Source organism: Bradyrhizobium cenepequi (genome assembly GCF_020329485.1).
Taxonomy (GTDB): Bacteria; Pseudomonadota; Alphaproteobacteria; order Rhizobiales; family Xanthobacteraceae; genus Bradyrhizobium; species Bradyrhizobium cenepequi.
Window position 1 is genome coordinate 57,426 of sequence record NZ_JAGKJI010000019.1, and the last position, 26,009, is coordinate 83,434.

General features: G+C 59.6%; 25 protein-coding genes and 1 pseudogene. 16 read left to right on the top strand and 10 right to left on the bottom strand.

Annotation, left to right across the window (positions count from 1 at the left end):
• Positions 1-79 precede the first annotated feature (79 nt).
• A complete protein-coding gene (locus J6497_RS20610) occupies positions 80-1,117 on the bottom strand; it encodes a hypothetical protein (RefSeq protein WP_225706110.1) in 1,038 nt (345 codons plus the stop codon).
• Positions 1,118-1,275: 158 nt separating this feature from the next.
• Here J6497_RS20610 and J6497_RS20615 point away from each other — a divergent pair, with 158 nt between their 5' ends.
• Positions 1,276-1,935 (top strand): hypothetical protein, encoded by a 660-nt coding sequence (locus tag J6497_RS20615; protein WP_225706111.1) that lies wholly within the window; start codon positions 1,276-1,278, stop codon positions 1,933-1,935.
• 434 nt (positions 1,936-2,369) lie between these two features.
• Here J6497_RS20615 and J6497_RS20620 read toward each other — a convergent pair whose 3' ends face one another.
• From J6497_RS20620 to J6497_RS20630, 3 genes are all read right to left on the bottom strand, one after another.
• Positions 2,370-2,537 carry a hypothetical protein gene (locus tag J6497_RS20620; protein ID WP_225706112.1) on the bottom strand — a complete coding sequence of 56 codons (168 nt, stop codon included), beginning with the start codon at positions 2,535-2,537 and terminating at the stop codon, positions 2,370-2,372.
• A 511-nt stretch (positions 2,538-3,048) separates the two neighbouring features.
• Positions 3,049-4,368 (bottom strand): virulence-associated E family protein, encoded by a 1,320-nt coding sequence (locus tag J6497_RS20625; protein ID WP_225706113.1) that lies wholly within the window; start codon positions 4,366-4,368, stop codon positions 3,049-3,051.
• Between the two features lie 271 nt (positions 4,369-4,639).
• Complete coding sequence (locus tag J6497_RS20630; protein WP_225706114.1) at positions 4,640-4,873, bottom strand: hypothetical protein; 234 nt, start codon at positions 4,871-4,873, stop codon at positions 4,640-4,642.
• Between the two features lie 315 nt (positions 4,874-5,188).
• On the opposite strand from J6497_RS20630, the gene J6497_RS20635 reads away from it, so the two are divergent.
• The 5 genes from J6497_RS20635 to J6497_RS20655 all read left to right on the top strand — a co-directional run bounded on the left by J6497_RS20635 (position 5,189) and on the right by J6497_RS20655 (position 9,753).
• Positions 5,189-5,656 (top strand): MerR family transcriptional regulator, encoded by a 468-nt coding sequence (locus J6497_RS20635; RefSeq protein WP_376708246.1) that lies wholly within the window; start codon positions 5,189-5,191, stop codon positions 5,654-5,656.
• Positions 5,656-7,068 carry a phage portal protein gene (locus J6497_RS20640; RefSeq protein ID WP_225706116.1) on the top strand — a complete coding sequence of 471 codons (1,413 nt, stop codon included), beginning with the start codon at positions 5,656-5,658 and terminating at the stop codon, positions 7,066-7,068. Before J6497_RS20635 ends, J6497_RS20640 begins: the two co-directional genes overlap by 1 nt.
• 73 nt (positions 7,069-7,141) lie before the next feature.
• Positions 7,142-8,881, top strand: a complete 1,740-nt coding sequence (locus tag J6497_RS20645) for a phage major capsid protein (protein WP_225706117.1) — start codon at positions 7,142-7,144, stop codon at positions 8,879-8,881.
• Positions 8,882-8,883: 2 nt separating this feature from the next.
• Positions 8,884-9,087, top strand: coding sequence for a phage head-tail joining protein (locus J6497_RS20650; protein WP_225706118.1), 204 nt, complete (start codon positions 8,884-8,886; stop codon positions 9,085-9,087).
• Positions 9,088-9,480: 393 nt separating this feature from the next.
• Complete coding sequence (locus J6497_RS20655; RefSeq protein WP_225706119.1) at positions 9,481-9,753, top strand: helix-turn-helix domain-containing protein; 273 nt, start codon at positions 9,481-9,483, stop codon at positions 9,751-9,753.
• A 2-nt stretch (positions 9,754-9,755) separates the two neighbouring features.
• Here J6497_RS20655 and J6497_RS20660 read toward each other — a convergent pair whose 3' ends face one another.
• On the bottom strand, positions 9,756-11,018 hold the full coding sequence (locus J6497_RS20660; RefSeq protein WP_225706120.1) for a tyrosine-type recombinase/integrase: 1,263 nt from the start codon (positions 11,016-11,018) through the stop codon (positions 9,756-9,758).
• Positions 11,019-11,549: 531 nt separating this feature from the next.
• On the opposite strand from J6497_RS20660, the gene J6497_RS20665 reads away from it, so the two are divergent.
• From J6497_RS20665 to J6497_RS20710, 10 genes and pseudogenes are all read left to right on the top strand, one after another.
• Complete coding sequence (locus tag J6497_RS20665) at positions 11,550-11,804, top strand: hypothetical protein (protein ID WP_225706121.1); 255 nt, start codon at positions 11,550-11,552, stop codon at positions 11,802-11,804.
• A 298-nt stretch (positions 11,805-12,102) separates the two neighbouring features.
• Positions 12,103-13,888: pseudogene (locus J6497_RS20670) on the top strand (AAA family ATPase).
• A gap of 349 nt (positions 13,889-14,237) precedes the next feature.
• Positions 14,238-15,020 (top strand): hypothetical protein, encoded by a 783-nt coding sequence (locus J6497_RS20675; RefSeq protein WP_225706122.1) that lies wholly within the window; start codon positions 14,238-14,240, stop codon positions 15,018-15,020.
• A 340-nt stretch (positions 15,021-15,360) separates the two neighbouring features.
• Positions 15,361-15,813 (top strand): hypothetical protein, encoded by a 453-nt coding sequence (locus tag J6497_RS20680; RefSeq protein WP_225706123.1) that lies wholly within the window; start codon positions 15,361-15,363, stop codon positions 15,811-15,813.
• A 15-nt stretch (positions 15,814-15,828) separates the two neighbouring features.
• A complete protein-coding gene (locus tag J6497_RS20685) occupies positions 15,829-16,185 on the top strand; it encodes a hypothetical protein (RefSeq protein ID WP_225706124.1) in 357 nt (118 codons plus the stop codon).
• 55 nt (positions 16,186-16,240) lie between these two features.
• Positions 16,241-17,359, top strand: coding sequence for a phage major capsid protein (locus tag J6497_RS20690; protein WP_225706125.1), 1,119 nt, complete (start codon positions 16,241-16,243; stop codon positions 17,357-17,359).
• Between the two features lie 265 nt (positions 17,360-17,624).
• On the top strand, positions 17,625-17,846 hold the full coding sequence (locus tag J6497_RS20695; protein WP_225706126.1) for a cold-shock protein: 222 nt from the start codon (positions 17,625-17,627) through the stop codon (positions 17,844-17,846).
• Positions 17,833-18,009 carry a hypothetical protein gene (locus tag J6497_RS20700; RefSeq protein ID WP_225706127.1) on the top strand — a complete coding sequence of 59 codons (177 nt, stop codon included), beginning with the start codon at positions 17,833-17,835 and terminating at the stop codon, positions 18,007-18,009. Before J6497_RS20695 ends, J6497_RS20700 begins: the two co-directional genes overlap by 14 nt.
• Before the next feature lie 801 nt (positions 18,010-18,810).
• A complete protein-coding gene (locus tag J6497_RS20705) occupies positions 18,811-18,969 on the top strand; it encodes a hypothetical protein (RefSeq protein WP_225706128.1) in 159 nt (52 codons plus the stop codon).
• Positions 18,966-20,786 (top strand): hypothetical protein, encoded by a 1,821-nt coding sequence (locus tag J6497_RS20710; RefSeq protein WP_225706129.1) that lies wholly within the window; start codon positions 18,966-18,968, stop codon positions 20,784-20,786. The genes J6497_RS20705 and J6497_RS20710 overlap by 4 nt, the downstream gene beginning before the upstream one ends.
• Here the strand turns inward: J6497_RS20710 and J6497_RS20715 are convergent.
• The 5 genes from J6497_RS20715 to J6497_RS20735 form a co-directional block, all read right to left on the bottom strand.
• Positions 20,783-21,841 (bottom strand): acyltransferase family protein, encoded by a 1,059-nt coding sequence (locus tag J6497_RS20715; protein WP_225706130.1) that lies wholly within the window; start codon positions 21,839-21,841, stop codon positions 20,783-20,785. The genes J6497_RS20710 and J6497_RS20715 overlap by 4 nt on opposite strands.
• A 277-nt stretch (positions 21,842-22,118) precedes the next feature.
• Positions 22,119-22,547, bottom strand: coding sequence for a hypothetical protein (locus J6497_RS20720; protein ID WP_225706131.1), 429 nt, complete (start codon positions 22,545-22,547; stop codon positions 22,119-22,121).
• A 14-nt stretch (positions 22,548-22,561) separates the two neighbouring features.
• Positions 22,562-23,200 (bottom strand): hypothetical protein, encoded by a 639-nt coding sequence (locus tag J6497_RS20725; protein WP_225706132.1) that lies wholly within the window; start codon positions 23,198-23,200, stop codon positions 22,562-22,564.
• 87 nt (positions 23,201-23,287) lie between these two features.
• Positions 23,288-23,689, bottom strand: a complete 402-nt coding sequence (locus J6497_RS20730; protein ID WP_225706133.1) for a hypothetical protein — start codon at positions 23,687-23,689, stop codon at positions 23,288-23,290.
• Positions 23,690-23,856: 167 nt separating this feature from the next.
• Positions 23,857-24,564, bottom strand: a complete 708-nt coding sequence (locus tag J6497_RS20735; protein WP_225706134.1) for an outer membrane protein — start codon at positions 24,562-24,564, stop codon at positions 23,857-23,859.
• Positions 24,565-26,009 lie beyond the last annotated feature (1,445 nt).

Here is a 26,009-nt window from a genome sequence, read left to right on the forward strand (position 1 = left end):
CAAGATCACCTTCGGCGAAATGCGGACGTGGGCGTCCGCGACCTGCTCACCTGCACGGATGCCAAGCGCGGGTGGATGTTTATTCCTCGAAATCAGTGACCTCGGCAATCGGGGGCGGAACGGTGGTCCGCAAGAGTTGAACAGACTTCACGTCGCCATCGATCTCGCGGAAGGCTAGTTCCATCCAGATTGACTCGCGGCTGTCCAGCGCTTCGAAGATTGCCTTTCGGGACGGTTCAGAGAACAGGGTGTCTTCGAACTTGATCCGATACTGCTGCTTCTTGTCTGGGGTGCTGATAAGGACGCTCAATTCATGTGGATCGCTGGTATTAACGTCGAGCACTCTCATCCTTTGGGTCGCGACCCGTAGCTCGGCTTTCTTTCGCGGAGAGGTTCGCAGTAGCTCGGCTTCCTGCCGGGTCAGATGAGTATCGTTTATCGAGCTTTCGGACGTTTTGGATGCTGCCTTGAGCAGCGCATCGTTGGTAGCGGCAATGGCTTCCAACGCACGATTGCCAATTTCGCCCTGCTTCGCCAGCACCTCGGTTATCTTTTTGAGCGCTTCCAATTGACCGCTAGAGCTGATGCTAAGCGCCTTCAACGCCTCAACGTGGTCTTTGCTTTTCAGCTCCTCAATCTTGATAGTCTTCTGCTGTTCGAGCCATGCATTAAAACCCCAGTTGCCACCAACCAGCGCGGCAACAGATACGAGGACGATAGCCGCTTGCTTGCCATTCAGTTTGCCAATCATTTGCTTCAACAATCCCGGCAGGATTTTTTCTAATTTTGCAGTGAGGTTAGAGCTACCATCAGTGACCAGGACGCTGATTTGGAGTTCGGCTTTGACACCTTCAGAAAGTTGACCGGTATCGGCTACTCCGGCAGCCGCTTGAGCGGCCAATTGGTAGATTTGCCTCTGCAGTTCAAGAAACGCCTCCATGAATGGAGGCGTAATGCTCGACGAGACCTCTGGATGAGGTATGTAGACATGAACTTGGGGCCAATCGCCCAGGTCTAAACTTTCAAGATCAGAACTGAACGGGTTTTCAATTTTGTCTAGCTCATCCAGCAGCTGTAATATCGCTTCTGGCGAGCTATCCCGCAACGTTATTGTCACCGGCCAACGCCCCCCTCTTGCCGCGTCGGAATCACTTAGCGATCAGTTTACCAGTTCTAACCAGCCCAGCGCGATAGCGCTGTGTATATTCTACTTTAGGTTAATTTGGCGTCGAGCAATTTTGTGTCCGACTGCGTGGGAGTGAAGGAGCGACCAAGATGGAATTGGGGACCGCAGTTTTCCTCTCATCGATAGCAGTCTCTGTCGTGTTGCTCTATGGCTTTACGAAGGATCGCTGGTCTTGGCGGCGCATCATACGGCGCTCGGTGGGCGGGATATTCATGCTGGGAGCTATTGGCGGAGTGCTGATTGTCGCCGCGCAGTACTGGGACCAGCTTTTCCCAGTTCGGCTAAGTCGCCAAGCTGAATACGCGGGCCTGCGTTTGGGAATGAGCAGGGACGAAGTAAAATACGTAAAGGGATTTCCGGCAAATGTCGTCACCGACGACAAAGAGGGGCCATGGCAAGATTTTGGTGTCCTCAAGTCATCAGAATTGCCGAAAGGAAAAACGGTTAACGACTATCCCCTCTGGTCATATGAAGGTTACGAGCACTATCTGCATGTAGCCTTTGGCAATGGGAAGACAGTGCTCTCAATTGCTTGTTTTTCGAAAGACAGGCTGTATCGATGCCCCGCCATCGGCGGCGTACAGGACGGCAGCTCCGAAGCCGAATTGGTCCGCAAACTCGGAGCACCTAGCAAATCGCAGATCAAGGACACAACGAAGTCAGTTGAATACGATGACATTGGGGTAGAGTTCAAACTCGAAAAGGAAACCGTTTACCGGCTGCTTGTCGGACAGACGCCGCTCCTTTGACACCGCCACCCACGTCAACCCTGAGATCACCTCACGCCGTGCGGCCCGGCGTCCGACGTCGTTGAACTCGCCCAAAATCTGCTCGAAACTCCAGCCGCACGGCCCGCGCAATGTCGCCAGGACAGTGCGCACGTGCGTCAATCTTCACGGGACCGCCGTCACGATCCTAACCCCAATGCCGTTGTTGTGGGTCATAGGAATTTCTTCCTCTAGTCATAGTCCGGGCGCGTGCGCCACCCGCTCGGGCCGCCCATGGACAGTACCTTAAGGTTGTAGTCAGCAAGGCATGCTTGCCCGAGGGTTGACAGGTGTCCCATTTGGGACACCTGTCGCCTGAAAGTTGCATGACACGCAGAATGCTTCCCATAGCTGACAACTGGCGCATTTTGCGCCAGTTGTCAGCTGCAAGTTGCAATCCACAAGGCATGCTTCCATCAGTTCATGCTGGCCCGTTCGATCCGCTGCAGCTCAACGAGCGCGGCGGCGGTGACCTCCGGCTCACTGATGTAGCTCTGCAGCTCGGCGTCGAGAGCGCGGACGAAGTCGGTGGCATCGTCGTAGGTCAAGCCATCAACCGCGATCTCGCGGGCGCGGACCTGCAACACGCTCGCCGTGATGGCCGGATCGAGATGGTTGAGTTGGCCGATAGATCGGCCAGCAGCGGCCCAGGGATGGCCGACGCCGTGACGGCCAGCTCGGCAAGGTGGAGCGAGCCCGACGCATGGGCGAGGCTCTGCGCGAAGCCGAGGAAGCATGTTTCGAGATCGGCCGGGGTGATGATGTAGGACATTGGGTTACTCCTCGTTGTTGGTGACAGATGACAGGTGGTGGGCACTTTCACTCTTTGGATCGCAAGAAAGCCGCGCGTCGCGGCTCCCCGACGGGGCCGCCAGCGCAGCCAGTGCACCACTTGCACCAGTCATTTTGGCCTTTCCTAAACTCCTATAGAAACGCTACTCCTAAACCCTCTTAAGAACTTAACTGGTGATACTGGTGCAGTGGTGATTAAGCCTGCGGCACAGCGGTTTCTTGCATCACCACTGCGTCGCTGGCGACTGGTGCGGGCCGCCGAAAACTGGTGATGTTGCTGTCCGGCTCGGCCTCGGCGGCCTCTTAAGCCGCCTCCTGACTGGTGCACCGGGCGTCCATCTCCAGTTCCCTCTCGGTTGGCACGCGAGCGTACTTCCAGACCCGCTTCTTCACTTTCTCGCCCTGCACCTTGGCCGTGATGGTGACCTGCTTCCTGTTCCAGCCGAGCCGCCCCATGCAGCGGGCGACGCGGTTCATGGCGGTCTGATCCCACTTCTGCTCATCGAGGCCGATGGCATTCGTGAACACGAAGTGGATGTCGACTTGGTACGCCGGGTTATCCATCTCCGGCTGGTGCAGGCGGCTGTCGAGGTAATCGGCAATCAGCGGCTCCCAGGGGTCGCTTTGGTAACGCGCCTCCTGCTCATCCTTGGCGATGGCGGCAGCGGCCTTGCCGGTTTTGTTTTCGGTGAACCACCACGGCGCGCCAGCTTCATAGAGGACGCGCGCTCCAGCCCAGAGCATGTCGCGGTCACGCTGCAAGCCCTCGATGTCGATCTTGGTCACCCTGACCGGCTGGAACCGGCGCGCACCGGTCGCATCCTTGAGATAGTTCGCCTCGTTCGTCGTTCCGATGAAGATGCAACTGCGCGGGCGCTCGATGACACGACGCCCATAGGGCGGCCGGAAGCGGTCATCGGTGCGCGAGATGAATGCCTTGATCTTGGACGCCTCGCTCTTGGTCATCGCGTCCAGTTCGCCAGCCTCGATGCACCAGACCCCGGCGCACTGCATGGCGGCATCCTTGCTGCCGAAGTCCTCGATGTCGTCGGTGAACCATGGATAGTACAGCGTCTTGATGGCAGTCGATTTCATCAACCCCTGCGGGCCTTCGAAGATTGGCATGTCATCGACCTTGCAGCCTGGATCGAAAATCCGGGCGACGCTGGCGATCATCATGTTACGCCCGACCAGCTTGGTGTACTCCGATTGCTCGGCGCCGAAATAAGTCGAGAGCATCGTGTCGAGCCGCGCAACGCCATCATGCTCAACGCTGAGCAGATAGTCCTGCACGGGATGAAAGCTACGGTCCCGCGCCACCAGTTCAACGGCCTGCGCCGTCACGGCGGGCGTCACAGCGATGGCTTCCTTGGTCTGCAGCCAATGCGTCGCGGCAATGTCGTCCTGGTCGGTCCATGGACGCGGCTGAAAATCCGCTTCTTCGATAATCGGCGCCCACGGCGGCACGCCGATCAGCATCGTCTGATGCGCGAACACGTCAAATGCCAGCACGCCGCGCCAGCACGGCGCACCACGCAACGCAATCACGACGTTAGCAAGCAGAGGTTTGGGGATGTCGTTCTTGGCGCGGATCAACTCGGCGCGCCAGCCGGTCTTGTCCATGTGATTAGGCTCCACCTCGCACGTTGGCGAGCACGCTTCGGTTATCGGAGACTGTTTCTCTTTCTGTTTTCTGTTTCGCTGGTCGCTGTTCGCTGGTCTTCGATTTGCTGTTTGCGAGTTGCTGGTTTCTGCTTCGTGCTTGCTGTTTTCTGGTCAACGCCATGCCATGTTGCTGGCGCCGGAGATCGTTGAGCTAACAAGAGTCGCGTTCGGTCGGTAAGTTCACAACCCGCAAATTTCGCGTTTGAAAACTGAAATTTCGTGGTGGAGATCAGCCCGTGAATTTGCGGACATCGCGCTTGCTCAATCCGATCATCGCGTTCGGCGACGGTCGGCGATGCGGCTCAACCGTGAGTCGGAGCAGCAAGGCGGCCAAGAGCAACGCGCCATTGCTCACGTAGTGGCGCATCCCATTCCTACCGCCCCAGCGCTCGGCTTCGTGCTTGAGCCAGTAAGAAGAGAATGTGCCCTTCTTCGTCGGACGAAACATGCGCAGAAAGGCCATTGCAGTCGCGACTTCGTCGGACCGGATCGGGTTCGGCTCCACCTCGCGAGAACCCCGATAGTGCCGCAAACCATATGCGCACAACTGCGGAAAGCGGCGGTACGCCGCCAACGTTTCGCTCGACAATTCGACATCAGTCGAAGTATATTCGTCGTCATCCATTCGGCTGTCCATGGCTGTTTTGGGTCTCCTTCCTGACCGCCCCGGCCGCCCCGTCGGGGCGGTCTTTTTTGCGGTTAAGGCTATACGTCCTGACTTGTAACGCACTGCGCATTACGTTACAAGGTATTCGTAATCCCGAATTGGGGGAGACCCATGAAATTCGATATCAAAGCGAAGCGCTTTACGTCTGACGTCGTAGCCGCTGCGGCTGGCTGCTCGGAAGCAACGCTTCGTCAATGGCGCAATCGGTACGGCTTCCTCGAAGACACCGTGACCGGCGGCATGGAAGTCAAATATTTTTCGCTGCTGGACGTTTGTATCGTCCGCGCAGTGAAGGTCATGACGGCCCATGGCCTCGGCGCCGCCGACGCGATCTGGATCGCCCATCATCCCTTTGGGGTCGGCGTGGCACTTCGTTCTCTGCTGAGCGAGGTCGAAGGTGTTCCGACTTTGCTCGGCATTCAGCCGGGCAATCGCGACAAGGGCGAGAAGTTCACCTTCAGCCTTTTCCGCTCCAAACAGTTCGCTGCAACGATGGCTGATAGCGGTGGCATCATGACCGTTTTCGATCTGGACGCTGTCAACCAACACGTCCTCAAGTTCTTCGATCGGCAGAAGTAATGAACATCCTTCGCCGCACCAAGAACGCCCTGCGCGCCGCCGTGCGCTCCTTCAGCGGCTATGACATCACCGGCGGCTCTGGCCGCTGGCCGTCGAGCTACGCGCTGCACGCGCCGATCAGCCAGCAGCTCGCCGCTAGTCGGCTGGCGTCGCGCAAGATCGCGCATCAGAGCGAGAACAACGCGCTGGTCGCCAGCATCATCCAGCACAGCGTGACCGCAATCGTCGGTGACGGTCCGACCGTGCGACCGGCGCATCCTGATCCCGAGATCGCCGCGCAACTGCAGGCGGCATGGAATGTGTTCTATACGAAGAGCGACATCGAGGGCACGATGTCGCTCGGCGGCTATCTCTCCCGCGTCGCGCGCGGCTTTTACGTTGATGGCGAGAGCTTCACCCAGCTTGTGGTCGATCCCAACACCATGCGCTTGCAACTGCGGCTGCTGACGGCCGATCAAGTTGACTCCAGCAAGACGCTGCCGTCGCTCGGCATGACCGGCGACATGCCGATGATCGTCGCAGGCGTCGAGTTCGATGCTGACGGTCGTCGTGTTGCTTTTTGGGTATTTCGCACGCCTCCCGATGCGCCGTTTGCGAGCGTCGCGCCCGCCGTGCGCGTGTCCGCGCTCGATATCTGTCACGTCTTTGAGCCGCGCTTCCCTGGCGTGCCGCGCGGCATGTCGCCGCTGGCGCCGATCGCGGGGCTCGCGCTGCAGCTCGATGAGGCGGTCGACGCTTCCATCGTCAAGCTGAAGACCACCGCGCTGGTGACGATGCTGCTGCGCGATCTCGATGGCGCCATGCCGTTCGATGAGACCACCAATCCAAACGCGCTGTTTCTTGAACCCGGCGCGGTGATGCGCCTGCCGCCCGGCACTGAAGCGAGCTTTCCGCCGATCTCGGAAATGAGCACGGTCGCCGAAGTGATGAGCTACATCGCCCGGCAAATCTGCGCGGGCGCGGGCGTGCCGTATTTTCTGGCGGCTGGCGATCTCGCCTCCGTCAATTTTTCGGCGGGCAAGTTGGGGATGGCATCGTTCCAGCGCCGCGTGAAGGCAATTCAACAGAACCACATTGTTGCGCAACTGCTCAATCCGATCTGGGACCGCATTGTCTTGCTTGAAGTGCTGAGCGGTCGCATGCGCGCGCCCGACTATGAGAGCAATCCCGAGCACTACGGCGCGACCTTCCTGTTCCCGGGCTGGCCGCCGATCGATGAATTGAAAGCCGCCAAGGCCAACACGTTGAACCTCGCCGCCAAGGTCAAGTCGCGCGAAGAAATCATCGCCGAGAACGGCCGCGACGTCGCCGATGTCGATGCTGAAATCCAAAACGACCCTTACGCCGACGATCTGTCGGCGAGTGCCACCAACATCACCAATCAGAACGAACCGGAGAATGCGAATGTGTAGTTCGCCAGCTATCCTTTCAGTTGGAAACAAGTTGCCAACTGGAAACAATTTACCAGTTGAGCTCAACTTATTCTTGCGCGAAAGCGCCATCAATCTTGAACATCGCGACGCCATCCCGCGCCCGCGCTCGTTCGATGAAGACAACCTGACGATCGAAGCCGTGATCGCGTCGACCACGCCCGTGCGTCGTCGTGATGCGCGCGGCGAGTTTCTGGAAATTCTCGACCCGGTCGGTCTCGACGTTGCGACGACGCGGGGCGCGTCCGTGCTGAACAGCCATGATCAATCCAGCCTCGACGCCGTGCTCGGCTCGCTCGACGACGTTCGTGTCGAGGGCAACGAAGTGATCGCGCGCATCCGCTTCTCGTCGCGCCCGGAGATCGCGCCCATTGTTCAAGACGTGCGCGACGGCATCCTGCGCAGCTTGAGTGTCGGTTACCAAGTCGATCAATGGAAGGCTGGCAAGGATGCCAACGGCGTGCGCACCATGACCGCGGTGCGGTGGTCGGTGCGCGAGGCGAGCTTCGTGGCGGTGCCTGCTGACCCGACCGCGCGGACGCGCTCGGCGAATGACGACCGCGCCATCCGCGAGCTTGGCCGTCGCGCTGGTGCATCGGTCGAGCGCGTCGATGCCCTGATCGAACTCGGCGCCAGCATCGACGATGCGCGCCGCGCTTTTCTCAATGACATGCTGCAGCGGAACGTTGTCGTTCACAGCAGCCGAACGGAGCACAACGTGATCACCCTCGACAATCCCGAAACCTTCGTCCGCGCGGCGGGCGAAGCCCTCTATCAACGCATTGCGCCGAGCCATTCCCCGAGCGGTCCGGCACGCCAGTACATCGGCCTGCGCATCGCCGATCTCGCGGGCGAGGTTCTGCGCCGTAACGGCATCACCACCACCGGCATGACCGGCGAGACCATGATCACCCGCGCGCTGCACTCGACGAGCGACTTCGCCCTGATCTTGGGCGACACGGTCGGGCGCACGCTGCGCGCCGCCTATCAGTCGGCGCCGTCCGGCATCCGTCAGCTCGCGCGCGAAACCAGCGCGCAGGACTTCCGTAAGAAGACCCGCCTGCAGCTCGATGCCAGCGGCTTCACGCTGGCGAAGGTGAACGAGACCGGCGAGTTCACCATGGGCACGATGGAAGAGAGCGGCGAGAGCTACGCCGTCGACAGCTACGGCAAGATTTTCGGCATCTCGCGCAAGGCGCTGGTGAACGATGATCTCGGCGCCTTCGCTGATTTGTCGCGGCGGCTCGGTCAGGCGGCGGGCGCGTTCGAGGCGCAGTTCCTGGTCGACCTCGTGGTCGCCAACAGCGGCCTTGGCCCGGTGATGAGCGACGCGAAGAAGCTGTTCGATGCCGCCCATGGCAACATCGCGGCGTCCGGCGCGGCGCCGAGCGAGACCACGTTGTCGGCGGCACGGCTCGCGATGCGCAAGCAGACCGCCAAGGGCGGCGGCTTGATCTCGGTGACGCCGCGCTTCCTGTTGGCACCGCCTGATCTCGAAACGTCATGCGAGAAGCTGTTGACCGCCATCCAGGCGACCACGACTGACGACGCCAACCCGTTCGCCCGCCTGTCCCTGGTGATCGAACCGCGCCTCGCCAGCGCCACGCGCTGGTATTTGGTCGCGGATGCGAGCGAGATCGATGGCCTGGAGTATGCGTACTTGGCTGGCGCGCCCGGCTCGCAGATCGAAACCCGCGCGGGCTTCGAAGTCGATGGCGTGCAGGTCAAGGTGCGGCTCGACTTCGGCGCGGGCTTTGTCGACTGGCGTGGCTGGTTCACCAACGCGGGCGCGTGATCATGACCGACATCGCGGAATTGCAGGCGCGCCTGGAAGAGTTGAAGCGCGCCTATCACAGCGGCGCGCGCTCGATCGCCTATGAAGGCAAGTCGATCGCTTACGGCAGCGCCGATGAACTGCGCGGCGCCATTGCCTCCCTGGAAGCCGAACTCGGCACGTCACGGCCGACCGTCGGCGTGGTGAGGAGTTCGAAAGGATACTGAGATCGGGCAACAGGCAAATAAATGAGGGCGCTTGCGGCCCCGTCCGAAAACGGAAGCTGACCTCCCGGAGCCTGTGCTCGGTGATAGATGAGCGGGTCAAGGTCAGCGCGGGCCGCAGTTATCGCCTGGGTGGGCTAGCTGCGACACATGTGTCGCATTTGAGAAGGCGTGTCGGCAAGGTGCGCTCGTCCACCGGTTGCTGTTCACAGGCGCGACCAACCAAATTCCGTTTTCCACCACGACCTGTGTTTCTCAACCGCGTTTTCGACCGCGATTTGCATCCGGTGACTTCCCGAAACAGCGGGGATTTGTTTCCGTCCTCATGCGCTCACCACCGCCGTGAGTCAGGACAATACGTTTAGAGTCAGAGACGGGACACCGAGACGAAACACCATGAGCAGATTGAGCGTGAGGAAAGCTGCCGCGCACGACGCTGGTCCGACTGGCGATGACCGCAAGCGCAAGCAACACGCAGCCGCCGCCCCGGAAAAGCTCGCCTTCACGATCCAAGAGGCCGTGCTGGTGTCGTCGCTGGGGCAAACGTCGCTCTATAAGGCGATCAAGGACGGGCAGTTGACGGCGCGCAAATACGGCACGCGCACGATCATCACGCGCGCCGACCTGACCACGTTCCTGGCAAACCTGCCGCCCACCAGCCCCGCCTAACATCAGCTCGCACGATCCAGCGCGATGACTTGAGCGGGCGCGTTGGTGGCGAAGTCGGCCCATGCCTGCAGGACGGCGCGCCGCTTCTTCAACGCCTCGCCGTGCTTGTAGGCTTTCTCGGCGTCGTCGCCGGTGATGTGGTGCATGCAGTGCTCGACGATCTCTTCCTCGTAATCGGTCTCGTCCTGTGCCCAGGTGCGGAACGTGCCGCGCAGGCCGTGCACGGTCAGCGTCGGATCGCCAGAGACCTCCTTGAGCTTTTTCAGCATGGTCATGTTGGACATCGGACCGCGCAGAGCGCGACCCGGGAATACGTCGTCGCTGATCCGGTTCTCATAGAGCTTGCGCAAGATCGCGACCGCCTGCCGGGGCAACGGCGTCTTCTTGTCGTACTCGTTCTTGGTGCCTTCACCGCCGTCGGTCTCGCCAAGCAAGATGCCGATGGTGCTCACATCCCACAGCCCGCGATCGAGATCGAGTTGCGGCCACTGCATGTTGAGGATTTCGGCGGTGCGCGCCACTGTCAGAATGGCGATCTCAAGGGCGCGAGCCGAGAGATCGGGGCTGGTGGCGAGCGTCTGCATAAACGCGGGCAGATCGCGATAGGCGATCGGCTTGTGCGGGCCGCGCACCTTGCCGCGCTTCGGCGCCTTGCCCATCCTGGGCCGCAGCCGGGTCTGGTAATCCGCCGGGTTGTCCTTGCGATGGTTGTCGCCGATCGCACAGTCGAAGATCAGCTTGAGGCGCTGGCGGATGTCTCGGGCGTTTTCGACCTGATGGCGGATCGGATCGAGCACCAGCTTGATGATGTGGTCGGTGGTGATCTCGTCGAGCCGCATCTTGCGCAGCGGCGCGCACAAGACCTCGATCTGGCGCTTGAGCTTGTTGCGCGACGATTTGTGTTTCAGGCTCTTCTGGTAGGTCTCGCGCCACGCGGTGGCATAGGGGCCGAACAGCGGGCAGGCGGCGGCGCGGCGCTGGTCGTCGCGATGCTCCCTGGGGTCGGTCTTGTTGTGACCGGCAAGCAGGCGGCGGGCGTCGATGGCGCCGTCCTTGGCCTTGGCGAAGCTGACGAGCTTGGCCGAGCCGAGCCCCATGCTCTTCTTGAGCTTGGTGTACTGGTACTTGAACAGCCAACGGCGTCCCCCGGAGGGGGCGACGATCAGATAGAGCCCATTGCCGCAGGCGTATTCGCCAGCGGGGACGGTCAGATAGTTCTTGCTGGTGATGGTGATCTTTTTGTTCGGCTCGGTTCGCAGCGGCATGGGCGTTTCTAACTCGCGTCCCTCGATCGGAACCGCGCGGAATGGCGCGGTCTCCCCAAAGAGAGCTTCTAACTCAAATCGAGTGGTAGTTGAAGAGGGGGTTTGGCAGAAACAGGCCCGCGACGGCGGGCGACCGCCAGCGCGCCCCGGCGATCAAGGAAGTGCCTGTGAGACAAGGACTTCTTGCGCTTCGTCGGGATGGCGGGCGATGGCGGGCGAAGGGCGGTGAAGGGGGCTGTGGCGCGCTCGGAGAGATTCGAACTCCCGGCCCTCGGAATCGAAATCCGCTCAGCACCTCAACAAAATCAACGGCCGTTCTGAATTTTCCCGGTCCGTTCACCCATTGAAGACACGAAAGAATTTCGACCGTTCAGAATGTGAGGGGCCCAATTTTTTTCTTGGGGCCACAACCGCTTTGCGCGTGCCAAGCCATAGGTTGGAACGAAAAAGACGGGCACCCAAGCCGCCTGAAGCACGATCGGCCATTTTCTGCCGAGTGCCATCCGAAACCCCTTAGAGGGGAATCTCACCTTGCGAATCCTATCAATCCGCCCGTCGCCGTCGGGCTCGACAACGCTTGCGCGTTTTGACCTCGAACTGAACGACCATTTGCGCCTCTACAACCTGGCTCTTCGCCAGCGAGGCGACGAGCCAGCGCACGTTATCGCGCCGAACGCCTTCCAAGAACGCACAGCCGGCTTCAGCGCTTCATTCAACAAGGCGCTGGCCGAACTCGCCCTCAAGTCCCTTCTGGAGCTCAAGACCGATGCACGCACTAGCCACTAAGAGCACTGCTCAGACCGATCCCATCCGCGCCCATGTCGAGATGCTCCACGGCCTTGCCAAGAGCGTCGACGGCTTGTTTGTTGTGTCGGCCTTCAACGTTGCAGACAGCGGCGGCGACGGCGTTATCACGCATCATAGGGTAGGCGACGTCGACCACATGGTCGAGGCCATAGCAGCACACCAGGGGACGACCGGCACCAACGTCTATGTTGGTCTCCAGATTATGCGCAAAACTCTTGGGCGTGGCGAGCGCGGCGGAAGGGACGATGTTGTAGCCATGCTCGGCCTTGTTGCCGACATGGACGCAGACACGGGCAAGGTCGGCGAACTGCCATTCGAGCCGAGCTACGTTATCGAAACCAGCCCGGGCAACCAGCAACCTGCGTGGCTGTTCGACAGGCCGCTAACTGTGGCCGAGGCCGCGCCGTTGGCAGCTGCTCTGCAGCGTGCAACATCTTCAGACAGCGGCACCAAAGACATTGCTCACGTATGGCGCATTCCGGGCACCAAGAACTGGCCCAACGCTGCGAAGCTGAAACGCGGACGCTCGCCAGATCCAGCGTCGGTGCGATATCTGCAAGAATGGCGCGGTGACCTGATCACCGTTGACGACTTCCTCGCGGCGCTGGCGCCGTGGGCTGCTGCACCCGAGACCGAGGCCAAACCCGTTGAGCTTGGCGAGTTGCCCGACGTCGGCGGCATTGCTGTGTCCCGGAAAGCGGCGGATCTACTTGCGGCCGATGATGTTGGAGATAGATCCAAGCATGCGAACCGGGTTGTCGAACAGCTGGAGTTTGACGGCCACAGTGCGGAAGCAGCGGCGGCGTTGTTCTTGTCGGCCACCGGCAACTGGCTGGCGCGCTATAAGACCGAGAGTGCAGCGCGCAGGGACTTCACAAGGCTATGGGGTAAGGAAGTCGCACGGCGGGATGAGAAGCGCGACCAGGGCGCGAAGCTGACGGCGGTGTTGGTGCCACCCAAGGCGGCGAACGACAACGTTCCCGACGCTAAACCCAAAGAGCGTTTCACCCTCACCTGGTTCGGCGACATCGAGGAGGGTAAGCCGAAAAACTGGACCATCAAGGGTGTCTTGGGGGACGGCGAGATGACCACCGTTTCGGGCCTTCCGGGCACGGGTAAGTCGGTGATCACGGGCGACGGCTGTTTCCACGTCGCAGCCCGGCATGGAGTGGTTTGGACGCCGCGTCATGCCAGGTATGGTCGTCTACGTTGCGGCAGAGCGGCGAACGTTGACAGAGCGGCGAATGCTGGCGCTGCGTAAGCACTATGGCGTTTATGATGTGCCCCTAGTGGTTATCAGCGGTCGTCTGGACATGACGTCATCTCTCGCCGACGCCAAGGCCCTTGCGGACGTCATTGCGAAGGCGTCGAAAGAATGCGGCCAACGCTGTGTTTGGATTGTCCTGGATACCTTAACGCGCGTGTTCGGCCCGGGTGACCAGAATGCGTCGAAGGACATGTCCAAGTTCATCGCGGCATGCGATGAGTTAATCACACTAACAGGCGCTCACTTGACGGTTGTCCACCACACGGCCTGGAGCGGTGAGCGCGGCAAAGGTGCCATTGATCTTGATGGAGCGGTCGATGCCAGTTTCCTCGTCTCAAAGAACGCCGGCACTTATACCTTGAAGTGCGATGGTGCCAACGATGGCGAGGAGGGCACTATTGCGACGTTCACGATGCAGTCTGTTGAGATCGCCAGGGACGAGGATGGTGAGCCAACCACCGCGCCTGTCGTTGTGGCGGGCGAGAGCGGTGCGACCAAGTTGGCGAAGGGACACGAGGCGCAGAACGTCCTGGCGACGCTTCAGCGGGCCATCTCGGATGATGGTGTTGAGCCAGACGGGGCCAGCTTTCCCGATAACATCCTCGTTGTGACAGAGAAGCAATGGCGCCAAGCCTATTACGAGACGCAACCATCCGTCGCACAGGAAACCCTCAAGAAGCGATTCATGCGAGCTAAGAAGTCCCTCATCGAGAAGGGTACCGTTGGCTCGGTTGGAATGTGGGTTTGGCCCAATGATGAAAACGGGACATGTCCCGGGACAGGGACAATTCAATGATGTCCCCGACATCTGAAACGGGACAGGGACACACACCCTTTAGGGTGTGTCCCGATGTCCCGGTGTCCCGAAAAAAAGTCTAGAGCCTTTCGTCTTAGTCACCGGCCGCCCCCTCGCGAACGCGACGCCGCAGGTATTCAAGATGTAGCAAGCGGGTGGCCAAAAAGTCGAGACCGATCCCACTTCCGGAGACCAGTCGCCTCCTTACGTATAAATTTTTTGATTTCGTTTGATTTTTTATCAAACGGGGCCGCACCAACCAACACACTTAGCGGTGCCAAGCCATAGGTTGACCACAGAGCCGCACAAGCGGCCGGATGACAGCACACCACGTCACGAGAGATAATCCATGAAACACGCCAACGACAACCAGCCGCGTAGCCCAGCAGAGCACCGCGCCTTCGTCGAAGCCCAGCGCGCCAGCCAGGATGCCACGAGAGAGGTCCGAAACCGCAGTCAAAGCCGGCCAACACTCGCCCGGCTGAAGCGCGCTGATGCCTGGCGAGAGATACAGGCTTTGGAGCGCTTCGCCGAGGACGAGGGCATTTCCGCGCCTGAGGGCATGCTACACGCCGCCAACGACAATGCGCCTGTGGATGACGCTGGACGCGCTGAGATCAGCCGCGTCGACTCCAGGCTTGATGAGGAAAATCCGACAGCAGAGGAGATGGCCGCCGCAGCGTGGGCCGATGAAAAGGATCGAAAGGAAGGCCGGCCTGAATTGGCAAACCGGATCCAATTCGACGCCAAGGGTAGGATCGTCGCTGTGAAGGTGCGCGGCCGGTATCGGAGTTTGGTGGAAGCCTTCAGCGAGCCCCGAGGGCCGGCCGCTGACAATAATCCCAGGGTTAGCATGGGCGCGGGATATTCCATGCCCGACGAGCTGCCGGACGCCCAAGACGACGCCGCCAGGAGGATTGACCACATGGCCATGAAGCGCAGGCTCGGCCGCGAGGTTTGCCGCGTATTAGAGTTGGCGCTTGGCGACTTGACGGCAGAAGAGATTGGCACGGAGCTGGGCTTAAAGGACAAGACTGCTGAGCGCATGGCGGTAAGGCTCATTGATGGCGCAATCGTCAAACTGATTGCTGCGTATGCAGCGCGTGATGCTGCGGATCGGGAGGCGGCTTAGCTGTCGCCGCCTGTGGTGCGTTTAAATCGCTGGCGCTCTTTGTAGCCTATACCAGTGAGCGCACCACCAGGGCGCGGCAACGGCCTCTGGGCCGCAGTCCCTCGATTGACGCTCATTCCGCTTTAGCCTTTACCGGCAGTTTTTCTGCCCGTCGACGTGACGTGCACCAAACTAGCGCCGGTTCAATCCCGGCGCCCTTTTTCCGACGACCGCGGATGTACCGGCGTTGGGTCATTTAGCTCAATCAAACTAGTTTCTGGAAACCGAAATGCGAAAATCGGACGCATGCGCCAGCGTCGCGCGGCGGCTTGGCCTGTCGCTAAGCCGCGTTGAGGCGTTGGTGCAACGCGCCAGCGAGGCAGGCTTGTTGCCTATGGCTCGCGGATCCGACCGGCCGGATCTTGGCAGCCTCGAATTGTCGCGTTTGTTTTTGGCTGCCGTTGCAGATCGTGGCCTAGGCAACGCAGCCGCGACCGTACGGGAATTTGAATCCCTTCGCACCGACAGCGGCATTGTGCTCGGTGACGTGTTGGATGGCATCATCTCGGGCCGCGTCGAGACTGCCAGCATCGTCCACCAAGCCTTGATCCTGCAGCTATCACCGGCGGGCGCCTCCATCGTGTCGGGCGGCCACCATCTCCATTTCGGTGCGCCGCATGCAGCGGGTGCAGCCAAGCAGATCGTGGTGCCGGGTGCACAGTTAGCCGCGATTGCATTGGAGTTTCGCGGAGTCATGCCCGACTCCGCGGACGAGATGACGGCCGTCGCTCGCCTAAGCGCGGCCCTTCACTAATTGAGGAAACACCACATGAGAGAATTTGCTGATCGAGCCGCACTTGTCGCCATTGCGGAGCGGATTGTCCTCGAGGAGGCGCACCGCATTCCGGAGAGTCGATGGCGTCCATCCGATGAGGACGGCCCTGACATTGTTGCGGCCGTCGCAGAGGCGCGTGAACGTCTTGCCGGCGAGCGACGCGCCATCGTGCTGCGAAAAATCGAGCAGGCGGTGAACTGTCGCAACCGTTGCGAAGCAAACAACCAGCCCATTCCAATGTGGGCGCGTAACTGGCTCGCGCCGCTGGATGCAATCCAGGGCGGTGGCACTAACGACGAGACCGAAAATCTCGACGAAGCGCTTGCTCTGCTTTCGCAGGCAGTCGCGTAACGCGCTTCGGCGCAAACAACGCCGCGTGGCGCGGCATTTTTATCGAGGAACTACATTGAGTAATTTGAATACCCAGGTTGCAGAAGTAGCGGCGCTTATCAAGGAAATCCGCGAAGACCACGCTACGCGGATTGGTGAGTTGGAACGCCGCGCCGCGCGTGAGCCCGCGAACGACAATTACTCCAGCAATCATAGTGGCCCCTCGCTCGGCGAAATGGTTATCGCCTCCGATGAGGTAAAGCGTCTTTCTTCCGACTTCCGCGGCAAGGCCACTGTGAAGTTTACCGGCGATGAGGTCGCTGCCATCACTAGCGCGCCAGCCACGGTTGGGGCCAGTACGTCCAACGGCACCAGCCTTGTACCGGCGCATCGTGTTGGCGATATCGTCACGCCGTACCAGCGCGAGCTTCGCGTCCGCGACTTGCTGAATAAGGCCCGCACCACCAGCAACAGCATTGAGTGGCCGCGCGAGACTGCTTTCGACAACCAGGCGAGGCCGGTGACCGAAGGGCAGGGCAAGCCCTACTCCAACTTGACGTTTGATTTGCGGTCGACGCCCGTCCGTACGATTGCCCATATGTTCAAGTGCTCGCGCCAGATTCTCGACGACGCTCCGGCGTTGGCTGGATACATCAACCGGCGCGGCGTTTACGGACTGCAGCAAAAGGAAGAAGCCCAGCTTCTCACCGGCAATGGCGTGGGCCAAAATCTTAATGGCATTGTGCCGCAGGCAGCCGCGTTTTCGCCGCAGTTTACGATTGCGCATGAGACGCCGATCGACCGTATTCTTGAGGCGATCAGTCAGGCCGAAGACTCGGAAATCCCTGTCAACGGCGTGGTGTTGAACAAGCGCGATTGGCGTCGCATCACGGGCGTGAAGGACGAGGAGGGCCGTTACATCAGCGGCCAGTCGCCGTTCGGCCTGACCGATCCGCGGCTATGGGGCGTGAATATCGTGGCCACGAATGCCCTTCCAGCCGGTGAATTCCTCGCTGGTGCGTTCCAGGATGGTGCCACGATCTTCGATCGCATGGACGTTGAGGTTCTCATCTCGACCGAGAACGATCGGGACTTTGAGATGAATCTCGTGAGCGTGAGAATTGAGTCTCGCTTGGCTTTAGCCACCTTCCGCCCGGACGCCTTTGTCACCGGCGACCTCTACGCCGGCACCTAACACCAGACAATCGCGCGAGCTTTGGCGGGATCGCGCGGTTGGCTCCGCCGGCTGACGTAGTTGGCGTCGAGCATTGGCGGCCGGGTGAGTAGGCACATCCGGCCGCCAACCAATTCGAGACAGCCGGCGGCGAATCCAACCGGCCCGCTCAATCGGAAAGATCGTGCGGGGGCCGCCGGCTCGTTAGGCATAGCGCGCACGATCAAGAGCACGGCGGCCAGGGTTGCAATACCTGGTCGCCAACCCCTCCCCACCGTGAGAAACAATGAACACAGGCACGCTGCGCAGCTGGTCTCATTTGACTGGTTATGGATTTCTAACGGTCGACGGCGATGAAGATGCGTCGATTTTCGTGCACGCATCCAAGCTGAGGCTGGCGGGTGTCGAGTTCCCCTCAGTAGGAATGCGGTTCACATTCGACGTTGCTGAGAACCCAGGGCGCAAGCCGTTTGCAACGAGACTGCGGGCAATCGATGATTCCTATTGAGCAGTTCGCTGCGGAGATCCAGTGCGGTCGCAAGTGGGTGCCGTGCACCGTTGTGGGCGTGGCTGGTGAAGACCAGTGCCCGTGGTTTGTCGTGATGTTCGAGGATAGCGACGGAATGACGACACTGCTGCGCGTCGACGAGGTGCGCCGCGTTCCGGGGTAGGGCAACCCCTTCGAAAAAAGTCTCAGGCCTTTCGTCTTAACTACCGGCGTCCCCCACTTTCACACGCATCTGCAATTCAGACCCCCAGGGTAACTATGTCACGACCGCGAAAACCAGCCGCGAAAGCCCGCGTTGAAGGGCGTCACCTTGTCAACGCGGGCCGGTACAAACGCAACGAGCCCACCGCAGACGACATCGGTGATCCGCCGAAGTGGCTGACCGACCCCCAGGCCGCAGCCTGGCGTGAATTCGCTGGCGAATTGCCTTGGCTGCGCGTGAGCGACCGCTGCATCGTGGGCATTGCTTGCGTTCTGCGGGCGCGACTGGAGTCGGGCGCAGAGGTCGGGACGAAAGCTCTAAATTTGTTGCGTCTCTGTTTGTCGAGCATGGGCGCAACGCCGGCCGACGCAAGCAAGGTCGATTGGGCACCGGAAGAGCCTGGCGACGATCTGCTCGATTAACGCCTTCGCAGGGCGCCGCTGACGGCGGAGGTGCGCGCAGCGCTACTGCGTGCTGAGCGACACCCCAAGAGTACTGGCTTTGGCCGCTGTCGCAGCCGGAGTTCGCTTCAGGGCCTTCGCAATTTTCGTAACACCAGCCCTTTGCTTCGCGAGTGACTTTAGAGTCTTCACATCGTCTTTCGTCCACTCACGACGAACACTCTTTTTATTCTTAGCCAAATCCAAGGTCCTTCAATGTTTGGACCGCTGTTTAGCACACCGCTCTGAGTGTGCAACCCCACGCAGAAAATGCCGCGACGTCGGATGTACGCGTAGCGGTAATCCACCAACCAGGAATCCAATGACCAACCAAACGCAGAAGGTGCGCGATTGCGCACGCACGCAGTCGCTTCGCGAAGCCATCGCGCGACTCGATGCCATGATCGCCGAGTCGAAGGAGGACGCGGCCAAGCGTGAATTTTACTTCGGAAGTTTTGAGACGTCGGAGATCTCCAAGTGACCGCACTCAATTCATATTCAACCGGCACCGTTTCCATTTCAGACGGCGACACCGTTATTGTCGGCAACAGCACGATCTGGAGCGCAGTCAATGCTCGGCCGGGCGACCGTATCATCATCGACGGCTCGCAGGATTTGGCGATCAAGGATGTTGTGGACTCCTCGCACTTGTCGCTGTGGTCGCCATGGACCGGCGGAAACAAGAGCGGCGTCTCCTATACCATCATTCAGGAATCGCCCCAGCGTTTTGCTGGCGCGACAGCGATGGCATCGGTGGACGCGATGACGCGCGCGCTCAATACCGACGGATTCTATTGGTTCGTTGCGCCAGATTTGACCGAGCCGGATCCTTCATATGGGGAAGAGGATCAATTCGCCTTTCAGGCGTCGACGAAAAAGCTCTGGCTTAAGACCGGCGGCGTGTGGGTATTTCAGGGAGTCTATAAGGGCCTCAATCTGAGAGGTCAGTGGGACGCCGACGCCGATTATGACGTCGGCGACGCTGTCAGTCGCGATGGTTCGTCCTTTGCTGCGCTGCAGCCGAACACCAATCAGACGCCGCCGAATGCTGCCTATTGGCAAGTGCTGGCGGCGAAGGGCGACCCTGGCACAGACGGCACGGACGGAGTAGACGGCACGGCCGCAACCGTAACGGTAGGCACCACCACGACCGGCGCTCCGGGGACGGCTGCAAACGTCACGAATTCCGGCACGTCTTTGGCGGCGGTGCTCGACTTCACCATTCCGACCGGCAAAGGATATGGCGGGTCGTCCACCACGTCACTTGCAATCGGCACCGGAAGCAAGACGTTCACCACGCAGACCGGCTTGGCCTACACCAACGGCGCCCGCGTGCGGGCCACGGCAACCGCAGGCGCGACAGGTTGGCTTGAGGGCGTCGCGACTTACAGCGGCACGACACTCACAATCACGGCCGACAAGTCCAACGGTAGCGGAACAGGAACCGCATGGAATCTAAATGCGTCAGGTGAGCCGGGAGCAGGCGATCTTTCGAGCGCAAATAATCTCTCCGATGTGGCGAGCGCGGCAACAGCACTTGGAAATCTTGGCGCAAAATTCGGTCAATGTCGCCTGACGAAATCAGGCGCGAACCTTGTCCTGTCGCCGAGGGACGGCAACCTTCTCACGGTTAATGGCGTCGCTTGCACGATCCCGGACGCGGGGATCTCGCTCGCGCCGACCGGACTGAGTGCTGCGACGTTCTACTATATCTATGCGAGCGCGAGCGCTGGGGCCGTCAATGCGCTTGAGGCTTCGACCAGCGCGCCCGCTGTGCAGGCAGGGACCGGCGTCAAAATCAAGACAGGCGATGCCACGCGCACGCTTGTCGGCGCGGCCTATACCGATACAGGACTGGCTTGGGCCGATACTGACGGCAAGCTGTGGGTGCTGTCTTATTTCAATCGACGCCAGAAGCGATCGAAGAAGGCGTATTCGGCCAACCGTTCGACTAGCAGCGATACGCCGAACGAACTCAATACCGAAATCCGAACCAATTTCATCACGTGGTCGGATGAGACCGTTGGGCTCTATCTCTTGGCTCATCCGTCCGTTGCCGCTCCCTCGTTCGCTAGCAGCATCATCGCAGTTGACAGCACATCGGCCCAATTCGACCAGCCGGCGCTGCTATATCATGCAACAGCAGGGGTCAATTCGTCGGCGTCCTACACGACTTTCGCGACCGGGCTGACGGAAGCTGCGACGCATTTTACTACGATGCTCGGCCGCGCGGTAGGCGCGGTGTCCACGGCAACTTGGGAAATTCGCACCGAACTCCAAGCCGTGGTTATGGGCTAAACAAAGCGACTAAAGATCGCCTTGAAACGGGGTGTATTCTCAAGCACAGGCGCGACACGAATGGCAATCAGGAGTGCTAGCGCGCTCGACGTCAACGCGGCAACGATCGCAACGACAAAAGACGCGTCGCTGATTGCGAATGACATCGACAGGGCGAAGGCGAGGATAGGAAAATGGATCACGTACAGCGTGTACGAGAAATCCCCCGTCCTCACCAGCCACGCCGGAAAGTCGATCTCGGCCCAGTCGCGCAAGAGCAGAGCGTAGGCGATTGCTGCGCAACCCATCGACTGTACTAGAGTTCCAAGCGGGTCGTCGATGTAATTCGGAAAGCCGCGTGACATATAGCAAACGATTATTGCTGTCGTGGATACAGCGAGGAATATCCCGGGTTTCCGAGCCATAGGCAGGTTCGTGAATACTCCAAGGCACCAGATCATTGCCAGAAACCAGAAGCGGTAGTGGTCAATTCCGGTCCACACCGCGAACGCTACCAGCACGCCGCCGATCGCTCTTGAAATTGGTGTTCGCCCGAATGCCAACATCGCAGCGCCACCGGCCGCGATGTAAAACTTCACCTCGATGTAGAGCGTCCAAAGCGGCCCATCCACGATCGTCAGTCCATTATAGAGCAGAAGGCTTTGTGCAAGTTCACCGGGCGTGAACCAGAGGCCCGAAGCTCGAAGGGTGCCAAGCGGGCTACCGTTCGATCCTGGCAGACCGAACAGATGGACGGTCACGACAACCGCCACAACCAGCATGATGGCGAATAGGAGCGGCGGATAAAGCCGAGCGATTCGATTGAGGAAATAGTCGATAGCGTCGAAGCGGCCGTTCCGGCGGATATTGGAAGCGATACTGGCGGTGATCAGCCGGCCCGACAGTAGGAAGAAGGCCAGCACGGCAAAACGCGCGGCCCAGCCAGATGCCATCTCCGCCCACGAGCCTGCACCGTAAAGTCGCCAGGCGAAACATTGCGCCGTGTGCCCGACTAGCACGACAATCGCCGCCACGCCCCTGGCAACGTCGAATCTAAGGGTGTTTTTGTGGTCCACGAAATGCCCCGGACAAATCGTCCATACCCCTAACGGCCCAAGCTCGTTGTAAATGGCGGGCTTCCTTCAACAAAGTAGTGCTCTCCTCGGTGCACGCCTGTGCTCATCGGAGGGGTCTCCGCTTTCTTACGGAGGCAAATTTCATTCCCTCGTTACACGCTTCGGTATTTAATTGCCGCATCACATTACCTGATCATATTTTCGAATGGCCCGGCAGGCGTGACTGCCGGGTTTTTCGCGGCGTGCCGGCTGGCCGGTGCCGGGTTGGATCGAACCATTATCCCCGGTAGCCAATTATGTGCGCGACCTCCGCCAGGAGGTGGTTGACCATCATACAGGCAGTTTCGGCCTTATAGACGTCGGCAGTGCCGGCGCGTTCAGGGTATCTGAACCAAAACTCTTTGTGATAACGGCTGAGATGTTCCACGTCCTCTACGGTGCCAGGCCAAAGGCGCTCACGAAGCCCGTCGGTCATTGCTAACAAATAAGCAAGGTCATGCGTCCGTTTACGTTCAAATTGACGCCCCTGAAATTGCAGGAGCGCCTTCAGGCCATTTTCGATGCTGAAGCCGATGAGAAGGTAAAAGGGGATTCCTATTCGGGAAATATCTTCACGTGGTGCGGATGAATGAATGCGTCGGGCGCCGTCTAGCAAGGCAACGGCATATGCTAGCTTGTCGATATGAATGTCAGTGTTGCCCGTCATTTGCAGCGTCGCAACTATCCCTTCTTCGGCGCCGTCAGTCCAACTTGGACAAGGTACTGCAGGAACTCTTTCCCTCGCGGCGTCGTGACAAAAAGTCCGTTCTGCTTTTCGATGAGATTTGCTTGGGTTGGGTAAGAAAGCCAGTCATCTATCGATGCTGATGAGTGAATGTTTGGATATGTAGCTTTCGCGTTCTCAAAAATCGACTTGGCGACATTTTCGTCAGCGCCGCCAGCGTTTGCTCTGAGCAACATCTCCAGCTGCGATCCAAATATTATCCGGTAGGTAGCTTCAAAGTCTCGTTGCAGAACTGTAACGGCAAAAGCTCGGATTAGACGCTGCTGCCTGGCTTCTGTTGTCTCGTTCACGGTGGAGAGTCTTTGGATTACTTGCTGTTCGATTTCCGCAACTGTGGCCGCAGCCGGACCGAGCGGATGGTTGGCTATTTGGTTCGGCGGTTGGGCCGACTGGGCTTGTATCTGTTGAAGATCGGTGGTCTGGCCGTCGGCGAAATCTATTGATTGGCCTCCGGCTCCAATCCTCTTCGTTCTGTTTAGAAGGCCTGATAGCGGCGCCCGAAAGATCAACATCGCGAACACCGCAACGATAACCGCGGCAAGCGGCCACATGCCATATTCAATCAGGCTGTCCATCTGGAGTTCTCGCGATCGTTCACCGTATGCCGCGCTCGCCGCCAAGCACGCACACGATCTGCGGACTTAGATTTCGGATAGGTCGATCTATGTTGTTGGCTTGGCTGACCTCTTTGCTGCAATCGGAGGTGCAGCGGCTCGCGCCTCCGATTGCCGCTTTTGTTCTGCAATCGCAGCCAGTTCAGCTTGTTTTGCCGTAGCTTGATCTTCCGGAACCTGGAGATAGCCTTTCTCGGCCATGCATCCGCGGGCCACAGTATCCGCAGCGTTCGAACGATCTATCTGAGCGGCTACACCTGCGAGGCCGCCACCGCTCACCGTCACGCCAGACAACGCTGCCTTGTTGCGTTCGCCTAGGCACGCAGTGCTGTCGAGCTCGAATTGCGTCACCAGCGCTGGATTGCCGGCGGCTCGCTGTCCATCGGCTCTCAGCCACAGCATCTTCGGCTGGGCCGCGCAGCCGCCCAGCGCAGCGCAAAGCGCCACCAAAAGTAATCTCATTGATCAATGCCCCCAACCCAAACGAGCGGGGTCTTATCACCTTGTAACCGGCGCGCGCAATCCGTCTTTCGTTCGCTTTTTTGGTAGTGCCGCCAGAAGCCAAATAAAAAGCCCCAGCGTCAGCCGGGGCTTTTGCTCAGTATGCTCAGCAAAGATCAGTACTTTGCGACGACGGGCGTGCCCCAGCCAAACCGATAGTTGATACCGGCCTTGATGGTATGAACATCAGCACCGATGCCAACGCCGCCTGGAATGACCGCGGCAACATAGTTCTCGTTGGCGTAGCTGGCGTACATGTATTCGACCTTGCCAGACCAGTTCGGCGCAAATCCGTATTCGAGACCACCACCGATCGTCCAACCCGAATGGAATTGACTTTCTGAGAGAAGCGTTACTCCCAGCGCAGATAGCGACACACGATTGTCGGCCCACGCATAGCCGCCCTTCACGTAGAACAGCGCGGCGTCGACAGCGTATCCAATTCTGCCTGTAACGCTTCCAAAGGCTCGGATTCGATCCTCGAAAGTAAGACCGAAGGCCGATTCGTTGAAGTTAATATCCGACCATGCGGCATCGACCTCGATACCGAATACTGCGAGGCTGCCGGCGCCCTGCCAGTTGTAACCGATCGTACCGCCAACAAAGCCGCCCTTGAGAGCGTCGGTATCTGCCGTCAGTCCAGCAATATCGACGCTTTGCGACCAGCCGTAGCCGCCTTGAGCACCGATATAGAAGCCCGTCCAATTGTAGGCCGCGACGATCGGAGGAGGTGCCTTGGTGTAAGGCCGTGCAGCGAGATCGGCGGCCGACGCAGAAGAACCGATCGCCATTGCGGCGACCGCGGTAAATAGAAACCTTTTCATTTCAAATCCCCTATACGCCTCAAAATGAGGCGCAATGCCCTGGCGCGAACGCCATTCAACTCAGCGGTGCAACTCTTATAGGATTCTCGGAATATGTCTGTATCCTGAAAGCAACAGCGATCAGTGGAGTGACCAACCGTTAGGTGTGGGTGCCGTACAGCCATACCGCAACCCATGCTGCAGGTCACTTGATCGCCCGCCACCATTCGTCGTCCTCGGGGTCCGGCTCTTGCTTTTTCAAGGGTCGGATCGCGACAACGAACATCGAAAAAATAATCAACACAAAAACGAGCGGTACCGCCCAGAACATTCCCAGCCCAACTTCCTCAGCCGGGAACCTCTTACACAACCGTTCCGGGAATTTCAACGCCGCGCGCGACTACAGATTTACCTGCGGATCAGAGGCGGGAGAGCCGTTGAGCTAAATCAAAACCGGCCGCCCCCAAATTCAATTTAGGCCACTGAGGTCGGAAATAGGCCAGCACCCTCGGGGGTGCTGGCCTAGTGCACGCTCCCTCTGGCTTGGGTCGTTTTCTGTTGTCGGTAGACTTGGAATTGAGCCAAGAGCCGTGGGGGATCCAACGTTTCCGCTTGCCTAACCTGCTCTCTCAGCCATTCCAACTCGGCAAGCTGTTCGAGTAGATCAGGGGCAAATTGCTCCAATAGAAATCGTCGCTCCCTAGAAATTCGGACCTTATGTCCCACTGCCGCGGCTCCTACACGCACGCAAGCATTCTGGAACTTCGTCCGCATAGTCACCCTCCCTAATATGGTTTGATTATTTCGTCACCGTGCCACAGCCAACATGAGTGGCACATGAACGCTGACTGTCCGCCGCTGAGTTCGTGGTCACGAGTAGGCCGGGAAAACGGCCCCAGTGTTGGGCCGGGGCCGCCAACCTGATTGGGCTCAGGTTTTCTTCCGGCCGGGTGCGCTTTCGTGGGGAATGCGCGGCCGGAAGCCGGGAATCGACGATCACCGACCGATTTCGTTCCTGCTTGACCGAGAGATGGTGACGGAACGCCAACGCGCCCTAACCCTCGTGGATTGCGAACCGGCCGCGGTGGCGCTGTAATCGCCCGGCTATGGGCACGAAATCGCGTGAGGTAATTTGGGCCGCTGCAGGATCATAGGGTCGCGATGGGTAGCGTCCCAACAATCAACACGACTTGGATTGGCCTACCTGCGAATCGTGGAATGCACACCGAACGGTGCGCTACCGACACTAGATGCACCAGGTAGAGGTCCGGCGTTTGTAGCGTTCCGCCACGTTGGGACTGCGTTTGTCGAGCCTACCGATGGCCAATAGTACGATCCCACCGACGGGGCGACGACTGAACCGTATCCACCGGTTCCGGCTGGTTGCGCTGCCAGCGCGGCCGTGCTCGGTAGAGCGAGTGTAGTTGCCAATACGATTGTGGCGAGTTTCATGGATGTCTCCTTTT